Source organism: Celeribacter sp. (assembly GCF_048259695.1).
Classification (GTDB): domain Bacteria; phylum Pseudomonadota; class Alphaproteobacteria; order Rhodobacterales; family Rhodobacteraceae; genus Celeribacter.
Genome location: NZ_JBLXHL010000025.1, coordinates 1 through 10,360, shown reverse-complemented (window position 1 = coordinate 10,360; position 10,360 = coordinate 1). Strand labels below are relative to the sequence as shown.

The following is a 10,360-nucleotide window of genomic DNA, read 5'->3' as shown; positions in this document are numbered from 1 at the left end:
GGCAGGTTGTTTAGGCATTGTGCTCTCCAGGTAAGGAACCTGAGTACAGTGATACGCCTGTTTTTGCTGCAGTGCAATATGAGTTTTGGCTGTGAGATGAGATAGGGCGATTCGGAGCCTCCCTTATCACCAGTTTCTATATGAATCAGTAAGTTAGAGATGGTGTGGGTCAGAAAAACCGGAATTTTCCGGGCTTGAGCGGAAATTTCCCATGGGTCTGGGGAAAGTGGATTTTGGGATTTGTTGGCAATGTCTTACGCAGGCGTATGAATTTTATGAAGCCGAGTATCAGTTCAGTTAGACAGAGCAAGTAGGCGTTGGCGAGTGGTGCGAAAATTTTCGGCGTGGAGTTGGGGAGCGATAGAGGGGAGGGCGCAGCGAGGCGCGCTGGATATCGAATTTGGTGTCTAGTTAATGCGACGCGGTGTGTCGCATTGAACTAACGGTTTCTTTTCGCGCTAGTCTCGACTCGGCTATTATTAGGTTTCATGAAATTTCCTATATTCAAATATGCATTTCTCGCCAAGGCAGGACGCCATGGTGGAAAACCATGAGACGGAGCTTGCCCCAGCGGTAAGCGCCGTGCGGTAGCCGTGGTGTCACAAGCCCTGCTGGTATCCGTGCTGCTGCAGCATCATGGGAGCCATTGATCAGTGATAGCTCAGGCGGCCAATGGCCGCCTTTCAGCCAGGAGGAGGACATGGACGGACACGCCGACAAAGCCGGAAAGAGCTGGAAATCAAGACCGTCGAGCAGGTCGGCGAGACGCACCCAGAAGGCGGGGAGCCGGCGGTCCGCTGGTTGACTCCCGAGGAGCTCGACGAACTGCGAAGGGATATGGCCGAATCATCCACTTGGGCGCGGGCTGAGCTGAAGCGGCGTAGGGAGAGGGGCCATTCATAAGACGTAGCCCACCCCTGCTTCTAACCTCCTGTGTTTGGTCCAAGGTCTGTCTTTATGCTTCACGTCGACCTTGTCGTGTGCGGAGCTCGCGAGATCCTACTTGGGGTCAGCCCGGAAGGAGCCCGTCGGCTCACTCCTAGGTAGTGGAACTTGGCTGCACCGGTAAGCCCATGCCGTGTATGATTCCCTTAATTACTCATAATTTGCGTTACGTAGGGGAAGCATTGTGGATACTAGACGTCGTGCCCAATGGGCGGCAGTAGAGGGCTTTCTGGCTGTCAGCGAGAGTGCGTGATGATGGACGTAAGCGCTCTGCAAGCCGTCCTGAAGCGTGGCTAGGACAGTCGCCATCAGTTCAAGGCAGACTTCACCAACGCCAACTCGCTGGCGTCGGAGCTAGCCGCCTTGGCCAACGGCTCTGGCGGGAGGCTCTTCATGGGTGTCACCTATGATGGTCACATTGCCGGCTCAACCAACTGATCTCCAATGCGGCCAGCCAGCATGTGCGCCCCCCGCTCAACCCTACGAGCCACAATGTCCAGACTGAGACCGGGCTGGTGATCGTGGTGGAGGTGACCGAAGGCATCAACAAGCCCTACGTGGACTTGCAGGGCCTCATCTGGGTCAAGAACGGCGCCGACAAGCGTCATGTGACCGCACGCGAGGAAATGCAGCGCCTGTTCCAGCAATCTGGGTTGCTTCAGGCCGACCAGGTACCGGTGCGTGACGCCAGTGCAGATGACATCGATGAGCACGCCTTTGACCGTTACTTCGAGCGCCGTTACGGCCAGAGCGTGGAGGAGGTCGGCTTGCCGCTGATGCAACTGTTAGAAAACGTCGATCTGGCCCGTGAAGGCGACCCCAACCTCGCCGGCATGTTGCTGTTCGGCAACCAGCCGCACCGTCGCCTCCAGGTATGGGAGATCACCGCTGTAGCCTTCCCGGGCGCAGTGCTGTTTGACAAGCAGTACTTGGACAGCGAGAACATTGATGGCCCGCTGGAGGAGCAGTACCGGCGTGCCATGGCCTTCATCAAACGCATCCTGCACCAAGTGCAGGGTGAGCGGGGGGTCAATACTCTAGGGCAACTGGAAATCCCTAAGGATGCCTTCGAGGAGCTGCTCGTCAATGCCCTGGTACACCGCGACTTCCTGGTCAGCGCCACTATACGCCTGTTCGTTTTCGCCGACTGGGTGGAGATCACCAGTCCTAGCCACCTGCCGGATGCCCTGACCTCTGAGCAGATCCGCGCCCGTCGCTCCAATCGTCGCAACAAGGTGTTGGCTGACCATGCCGCCCGTATCCTGCCTTGCCGAGGCATGGGCACCGGCATCCCTCGTGCTTTGCACGCTTGGCCCAGGATCGACTTGATCGACGAGAGAGACGGCAACCAGTTTCGGGCTATGGTATTGCGGCCGCAGGCGGAGGCTGCTGAATGTCTGACAAGTACCGGGCAAGCACCCCGCAAGAACCCCTCAAGTGCATACTTTGCTGATGAAGGTATCAGGGGAGATGTCTCGCTAGGAACTGATGGAATGGGCTGGGCTCAAGGATCGCAAGTACTTTGCCGAAACTTATCTCCTGCCAGCATTGGATACTGGCGTGCTAGAAATGACCATCCCGGATAAACCGCAGTGCTGCAAGCAGCGCTACCGGCTGACGGATAAAGGACGGGAGTTGCTGGCGAATCATCGAGGGGATATACAGCATGACTGATGCTTATAAGTGCAGCAGTTCGGTACGTAGCGATAAATACTAACGGGACAAATGAATGGCAAAGCAGCGAAATAATAACGGCAACGGTGCCAGCCTCGGCTTCGAGGCTGACCTTTTCAAGGCCGCCGACAAATTGCGCGGCAATATGGAGCCCAGCGACTATAAGCATGTTGCGCTCGGGCTTATCTTTCTCAAGTATATCTCCGATGCCTTCGAGGCCAAGCACAAGGCGTTGCTGCTTGAGGACGCTCAGGCCGCCGAGGACAAGGACGAGTACCTCGCCGACAACGTATTCTGGGTGCCGAAGGAGGCGCGCTGGTCGCACCTGCAGGCCAACGCCAAGCTACCTGCCATCGGCACCTTGATCGATGACGCGATGCGCGCCATCGAGAAGGACAACGAATCGCTCAAGAGCGTGCTGCCCAAGGACTATGCCAGACCCGCGCTCAATAAGGTGATGTTGGGCGAACTGATCGACATGATCTCCGGCATTGCGCTGAACGAGGAAGGAGACCGCTCCAAGGACGTCCTCGGGCGCGTGTACGAGTATTTCTTAGGCCAGTTCGCCGGAGCTGAAGGCAAGCGCGGCGGCGAGTTCTACACCCCGCGCTCTGTGGTGCGCGTACTGGTTGAAATGCTGGAGCCGTTGCCCGATCCCTCACGGGGCGTGGCAGGCCGCGTCTACGACCCGTGCTGCGGCTCGGGCGGGATGTTCGTGCAATCGGAAAAGTTCGTGCAGGAGCACGGCGGCCGCATTGGCGACATCGCGATTTACGGGCAGGAGTCGAACTACACCACGTGGCGACTGGCCAAAATGAACCTGGCCGTGCGCGGCATTGACTCTGACATCCGCTGGAACAACGAGGGCAGCTTCCACAAGGACGAACTGCGCGACCTCAAGGCCGACTACATCCTCGCCAATCCACCATTCAATATCTCCGACTGGGGTGGCGACCGCTTGCGTGAAGACGTGCGCTGGAAGTTTGGTGCGCCGCCCGTGGGCAACGCCAACTACGCGTGGCTGCAGCACATTTACCACCACCTCGCACCGAACGGCACGGCGGGTGTGGTGCTGGCCAATGGCTCGATGAGCTCGAACCAATCCGCCGAAGGCGATATTCGCAAGGCCATGATTGAAACCGACGTGGTGGATTGCATGGTGGCGCTGCCCGGGCAACTTTTTTACTCCACACAGATTCCCGCCTGCCTGTGGTTCTTGGCTCGAAACAAGAACCCCGGCAAGGGATTGCGCGACCGGAGCGGGCAAGTGCTGTTCATCGATGCCCGCAAATTGGGAGTACTGGTAGACCGCACCCGGCGCGAGCTCACTGACGCCGAAGTCCAGGAGATCGCTGATACTTACCACGCTTGGCGTGGTGAAGAAGGCACGGGCGAGTACGCCGACGTGGCGGGTTTTTGCAAATCGGCATCGATGGAAGAGATCCGGAAGCACGGCCATGTGCTCACACCGGGGCGCTACGTGGGCGCAGCGGAGCAGGAAGATGATGGTGAGTCTTTCGAGGAAAAGATGCCGCGACTCTCCGCGCATTGGCGCGAACAGCGGGCCGTAGCGGCCAAGCTGGACGCGGCTATTGAGGCCAACCTGAAGGAGCTTGGGTATGGGGAGTGAGACGCGGCGCTTGGATGAAATTTGCTCCCTGATCGTTGATTGTCCGCACAGTACGCCTGTTTGGACCGACTCCGGTTTTATCGTGCTTCGCAATCAGAACATCAAGAACGGTAAGCTAGATTTGTCTTCACCATCATACACAGACGAAGAACATTTCATCGGGCGGAATCGGCGTGCGAAGCCTTCGGTTGGCGACATCGTGATTACGCGCGAAGCGCCTATGGGAGATGTGTGCATGATCCCAGATGGTTTGGAATGCTGTCTTGGTCAACGACAGGTATTGCTGCGCCCAGATCCTAAATTCGCAGTTTCGAGATATGTTCTCTATGCACTGCAATCACAAAGTGTGCAGCGTCAGATTGGTTGGAACGAAGGAACGGGTTCGACTGTAAGCAACCTACGTATTCCGATTCTCCAAGCATTGGACATACCAATGCCACCCATCGAAGAACAACGCGCCATCGCCCACATCCTCGGCACGCTGGACGACAAGGTCGAACTCAACTGCAAGCAGAACAAAACGCTGGAGGCGATAGCCCGTGCTTTGTTCAAGGCTTGGTTCGTGGACTTCGAACCTGTGCGCGCTAAACAAGAAGGCCGCTGGCAGCGCGGCCAATCGTTACCCGGTCTCCCCGCGCACCTCTACGACCTTTTCCCCGACTGCCTCGTCGATTCGGAGTTGGGCGAGGTCCCAAAAGGGTGGGGGGTAGGCGGTTTTTCTAATGTTATTGAAATCATTGGCGGTGGCACTCCGAAAACCTCGGTTAGCGAGTATTGGGGAGGTGATATTCCGTGGTTTTCAGTCGTAGACACACCTGCATCAAGCGACGTGTTCGTTGTTAGTACTGAAAAATCCATTACCGAGGCTGGGTTGAATGGCAGTTCGGCACGGCTGATTAAAAGGGGCACAACCGTCATTTCTGCGCGAGGAACTGTTGGCAATTTAGCCATGGCCGGGTGCGATATGACATTCAATCAATCATGCTATGCGCTTCGGGGCAAGAATGGTTCAGGCAGTTACTTTGTATTTTTGTCTGCGCAACGCATGGTTGAACAGCTCAAAGCGATGGCACACGGCTCAGTGTTCTCGACGATTACTCGGCAAACGTTCGATGCTGTGCGAGTTGTGCTTCCGCCAGAGAATGTGCTTCAGCAATTCGAGAAAAGTGTTGCTAGCGTGCTCGATGCCATTCTCGGCAACGTCAATGAATCCCGCTCCCTAGCTGAACTGCGCGACACCTTACTGCCCCAACTCATCTCAGGTGAGCTACGCGTATCGGATGCCGAGCGCATCGTCGGAGCTTGACCAGATGAAGCTTCAGCTTGACTCCAATAATTATGAGGCTTGCCCGCCATACAACGAATGGTTGGATGAGCAGTACTCAGAACAGTCGGGAAGAGAGCTCGACATTCTTGGTTTTCAGCCAAGACCAAGCTTTGTTCTTTTTACCATGAGTCCTGACACATATGAGGCTGCATTTTCGGACTTTATGCTACAGCGTGAAGAAGAAGTAAAAGACTCTGTATGCAATCAATTTCCATCACCGATTGCTTACTACTACTATCGATTCGAAAATGGGTACGAGAGTGAGTTGCAGCGTCTTCACCTTCTTCGGGATACTTGGGAATCTGTCATCGATATCCTGCATGCGTTAGCTGTGGCGGAATGTCGTCATCGCAATATTCCGATCGCAGACCCTCTGAAATTTAGGGACTTGTTCACTGATAGCATCGCAAAAAGGCTCGAGAACATAGAAGGAATCACTACCCAATTGAGTGACGCGGGCATTTTTCCTGCCATCGCAAAAATCTCACCTGCGGCAACACTCGCTGCGATGAAGAGGCTCAACCAGTCCCGAAATGCTTTCTCTCATAGCGCGACGCAGTCTGAGTCACAGGCGCGCAATTGGATTAGCGAGTGTTACGTAGACTTAGTGGAAGTTCTTGCAGATTTGGGTGGTCTCGAAGACATCCAGATTGTTCGGTATTTGAGCCAGGTTGATGGAACAACTCTGCGATGCGAAATATTCCGAGGACATAGCTCCACAAGAACAATCCAGAATATCAGGATTAGCCATCAGCAAATGCAAGACTCTGTCAAATATTTTCAGCAAGGGCAGATGCTTGTGATTGCTGACGGACTAATTTTTAGCCTTCGTCCGATGATTTACTTTCGCGAGGACGGAGTCGGCCATACAACTCGTCTTTGCATTTTCAGAAAGACGCGTGGTGAAGCACCCGATCGGCGGCTTGAATACGAAATTGTTGGCGAGGCCGCACGTCACGAAGAAGAACGAAATATCTTTGCAACAGAGATAAACGAGCTGCGTGGACTTTTTGGATTGGTGGAAGAATAGAAATGCACAAATCGAAAATAGCAGGAGGCCAATAATGGCATTTCTTTCTGAGGCCACCGTGGAGCAAGCGCTGCTGGATCAGCTGCACTTGCTCGGCTACAGTATCGAACGTGAGGAGGACATCGGCCCCGATGCTGATGTTTCCAAAGGCAAGCGACCGGAGCGCGAAAGTCACGATGAGGTTGTGCTCAAGAAGCGATTCGAAGACACCGTTGCGCGCCTAAACCCTACTTTGCCATTGGAAGCGCATCATGATGCCGTAAGGCGCGTGATGCAGTCCGAATTGCCATCGCTGCTCGAAGAAAACCGCCGTCTCCACAAGCTGATTAACGAGGGCGTGGACGTCCAATACTACACGGACGACGGAACGCTGACCGCTGGCAAAGTCGCACTAATCGACTTCGAACACCCGGAGCAGAACGACTGGTTGGCGGTGAGTCAGTTCGTGGTAATCAACGGCCAGAACAAGCGACGGCCCGATGTGGTGGTGTTTGTGAACGGACTGCCATTAGGCGTGATCGAGCTGAAAGCGCCGGGCAGCGCCGGGGCTCATCTGCTGGGCGCGTTCAACCAGCTGCAAACCTACAAGCAACAAATCCCAGCATTGTTCAATACCAACGCGCTGCTGGTCACCTCGGACGGTATTGCAGCACGGGTGGGGTCGCTGTCGGCAGATCTTGAACGCTTCATGCCGTGGCGCACCACCGACGGCACCGACATTGCATCAAAGGGTGCGCCGGAGCTCCCGACACTGATCGAGGGCGTGTTCGAGCATCGCCGCCTGCTTGACTTACTCTGTCACTTTACGGTCTTCGGCGAAACCGGTTCGGGGCTGGCCAAGATCATCGCGGGCTACCACCAGTTCCACGCAGTGCGACACGCAGTGGCATCCACAATTCGTGCTTCGGGGCTCGCGCACGGCGTGTCCGAAGACCCTGTCGACTACCGGTTACCGAGCGTGAAATCGCAGAACGCGGGCGACAAACGCGCGGGCGTGATTTGGCACACCCAAGGCTCCGGCAAGAGCCTGCTGATGGCGTTCTATGCCGGGCAACTGGCCAAGCATCCGGCCATGTCCAACCCGACGCTGGTGGTGTTGACTGACCGGAATGATCTCGACGACCAGCTCTTCTCAACTTTCTCTATGTGCCGCGACCTGATCCGGCAGACGCCGGTACAGGCTGAGAGCCGTGAAGACCTGCAGAAGGTCTTGAGCCGGGCGTCGGGCGGTGTGATTTTCACGACCTTGCAGAAGTTTGGCGAGATCGCGGAGCCGCTCACCAGGCGCCGCAACGTGGTCGTCATCGCGGATGAAGCGCATCGCAGTCAATACGGCTTCAAGGCCAAGGTAAACGCGAAGACCGGCGAAATCTCCTATGGGTTCGCCAAGTACATGCGCGATGCTTTGCCAAACGCATCATTCATCGGCTTTACCGGCACGCCCATCGAAGTGGATGACGTGAATACTCCGGCGGTGTTCGGTAACTATATCGACGTCTACGATATCAGCCGGGCTGTCGAAGATGGCGCGACCGTGCCGATCTACTATGAGTCCCGGCTGGCACGAATCGAGCTCGACGAGAACGAGAAGCCGAAGATCAACGCTGAGGTCAGCGAATTAACCGAGGAGGACTCCGAGTCCGACCAAGAGCGCTTCAAGCAAAAGTGGTCAACGGTTGAAGCCTTGGTCGGCAGCGACAACCGCATCGCTCTGGTGGCCAAGGACATGGTCACCCACTTCGAGGATCGCGTGGCGGCCCTCAGCGGCAAGGCGATGGCGGTATGCATGAGCCGCCGCATTTGCGTCAAGCTCTACGACGAGATCGTCAAGCGGCGCCCGAGCTGGCACAGTGCTGATGACAACGCGGGCGTAGTCAAGGTTGTGATGACAGGGGCGGCTAGCGACCCGCAGGGATGGCAGCAGCATATCGGCAACAAGGCCCGGCGTGACCTGCTGGCCAAGCGTGCCCGCGATCCCAAAGACCCTCTTAAACTGGTGATCGTGCGGGATATGTGGCTCACCGGTTTTGACGCACCGTGCATGCACACGATGTACGTGGACAAGCCTATGCAAGGCCACGGACTAATGCAGGCCATTACACGCGTCAACCGCGTATTCCGCGATAAGCCGGCGGGCTTGATCGTGGATTACATTGGTATTGCACAGAACCTAAAGTCGGCGCTGGCGCAGTACTCCAAGCCAGATCAAGACAAGACCGGCATCGACGAAGCTGAAGCCGTGGCAGTGATGCTGGAGAAGTACGAAATCGTGCGCGACATGTACCACGGTTTCGATTACTCATCTGCCATGAATGGGACGCCGCAAGAGCGCCTCATGATGATGGCGGGGGCCATCGAGTGGGTTCTCGAACTGCAACAGAAGCTAGCGGCGAAAGAGAAGACTAAGGAAGGCAAGAAGAGCGCTCATCGTCAATACCAGGACGCTGTACTTGCGCTGTCGAAGGCGTTCGCTCTGGCATCTGCTTCCGATGGGGCCTGCGAGATCCGCGAGGAAGTAGGCTTCTTCCAGGCGGTTCGTGCAGCGTTGGTCAAGAGCAGCACCGGGTCTGGTGTTACTCAGCAGAATCGCGTGTTGGCGATTCAACAGATCGTCAGCCGTGCGGTGGTTTCAACCGAGATCGTGGATATACTGGCCGCTGCGGGCATCCAGAGCCCGGATATTTCCATCCTCTCCGACGAGTTTCTCTCGGAAGTTCAGCAGATGGAAAAGAAAAACTTGGCGCTGGAAGCGCTGCGTAAGCTACTCAATGACGACATTCGGTCTCGCAGTCGTAGCAATGTGGTGGAATCTCGGGCTTTTACTGAGCGCCTGGAAGATGCAATTGCTCGTTATCACGCTAACGCCATCACTACCGCCGAGGTGCTGCAGGAACTGATCCAACTGGCCAAGGACATCAGGGTAGCACGCAAGCGTGGTGAAGAGGCTGGACTGTCCGACGATGAAATCGCCTTCTACGACGCGTTGGCAGAGAACGAGTCGGCCACGGAGCTCATGGGCGACGAGCAGTTGCGGGTCATTGCCCATGAATTGCTGACCAGTCTGCGCGAAAACGTCACTGTAGACTGGGCTCATCGGGAATCTGCCCGTGCCCGGATGCGAGTATTAGTCAAGCGCACTCTCCGCAAGTACGGTTATCCGCCGGACCTTCAGGATGCCGCAATACAGACGGTACTCCAGCAGGCTGAAGCACTGTCTTCACTATGGCAGTCGGCATAGTGCGTAGTCAGGGCCACTGACACGGTACTTGTAGGTTCGTCAGTGGCCCCTCCACGTTCGAAGATACTTTGACAAGTAGCGTTCAACAGTACATGAGCAGTACACGCCAGCTTCATGTGCTATCCTTAACTTCCGCTAAGTTACTGATTACAAAGAGCTGTGCCTTACGCTAGATTTCGGTCAGTTTTCTTTTGTGTCAGTAACTTATTGTTTTAAAAGCGAACTCATAATCCCCTAGTCAGATTCTTAAGGTTTCAGCCAACCAATACTTCCAGTCTTATCCCTCTTCCCCAGCCAAGCCCCCGTACGTCCCCTTGAAATACAGCAGTGGCTGCGCCGTCCCCGCAACATCCAGATTCAGCCCCTTCACTTCCCCGATCACGATCAGGTGATCACCTGCGGGGTGCTCTGCGTGGATCTTGCAGTCGAGCCAGTGCAGGCTGTCATTGATCACCGGGTTGCCGAGAGGGGAGAGCTTCCAGTCGATGCCTTGCCATTTGTCTGCGCCGCGCATGG

At 55.9% G+C, this 10,360-nt stretch carries 7 protein-coding genes and 1 pseudogene; 7 read left to right on the top strand and 1 reads right to left on the bottom strand.

Annotated elements, in window-relative coordinates; genetic code table 11:
* Positions 1–1,287: 1,287 nt before the first annotated feature.
* The 7 genes and pseudogenes from ACN0Q0_RS16485 to ACN0Q0_RS16455 form a co-directional block, all read left to right on the top strand.
* A pseudogene (locus ACN0Q0_RS16485) lies at positions 1,288–1,496 on the top strand (helix-turn-helix domain-containing protein); the annotation flags it as partial.
* A gap of 75 nt (positions 1,497–1,571) precedes the next feature.
* Positions 1,572–2,531: an ATP-binding protein gene (locus ACN0Q0_RS16480; RefSeq protein ID WP_417244382.1), complete on the top strand. Its 960-nt coding sequence runs from the start codon at positions 1,572–1,574 to the stop codon at positions 2,529–2,531.
* Positions 2,485–2,619 carry a Fic family protein gene (locus ACN0Q0_RS16475; protein ID WP_417244381.1) on the top strand — a complete coding sequence of 45 codons (135 nt, stop codon included), beginning with the start codon at positions 2,485–2,487 and terminating at the stop codon, positions 2,617–2,619. The genes ACN0Q0_RS16480 and ACN0Q0_RS16475 overlap by 47 nt, the downstream gene beginning before the upstream one ends.
* 55 nt (positions 2,620–2,674) lie before the next feature.
* Positions 2,675–4,249 (top strand): type I restriction-modification system subunit M, encoded by a 1,575-nt coding sequence (locus ACN0Q0_RS16470; protein WP_417244380.1) that lies wholly within the window; start codon positions 2,675–2,677, stop codon positions 4,247–4,249.
* Positions 4,239–5,555, top strand: coding sequence for a restriction endonuclease subunit S (locus tag ACN0Q0_RS16465; RefSeq protein WP_417244379.1), 1,317 nt, complete (start codon positions 4,239–4,241; stop codon positions 5,553–5,555). The genes ACN0Q0_RS16470 and ACN0Q0_RS16465 overlap by 11 nt, the downstream gene beginning before the upstream one ends.
* Before the next feature lie 4 nt (positions 5,556–5,559).
* On the top strand, positions 5,560–6,606 hold the full coding sequence (locus ACN0Q0_RS16460; protein ID WP_417244378.1) for a hypothetical protein: 1,047 nt from the start codon (positions 5,560–5,562) through the stop codon (positions 6,604–6,606).
* A 34-nt stretch (positions 6,607–6,640) separates the two neighbouring features.
* Entirely contained in the window at positions 6,641–9,844 is a 3,204-nt protein-coding gene (locus ACN0Q0_RS16455) for a type I restriction endonuclease subunit R (RefSeq protein ID WP_417244377.1), read from the top strand.
* A gap of 277 nt (positions 9,845–10,121) precedes the next feature.
* Here the strand turns inward: ACN0Q0_RS16455 and ACN0Q0_RS16450 are convergent.
* A partial coding sequence (locus tag ACN0Q0_RS16450; RefSeq protein WP_417244376.1) for a flavin reductase family protein occupies positions 10,122–10,360 on the bottom strand: 239 nt, incomplete at its 5' end.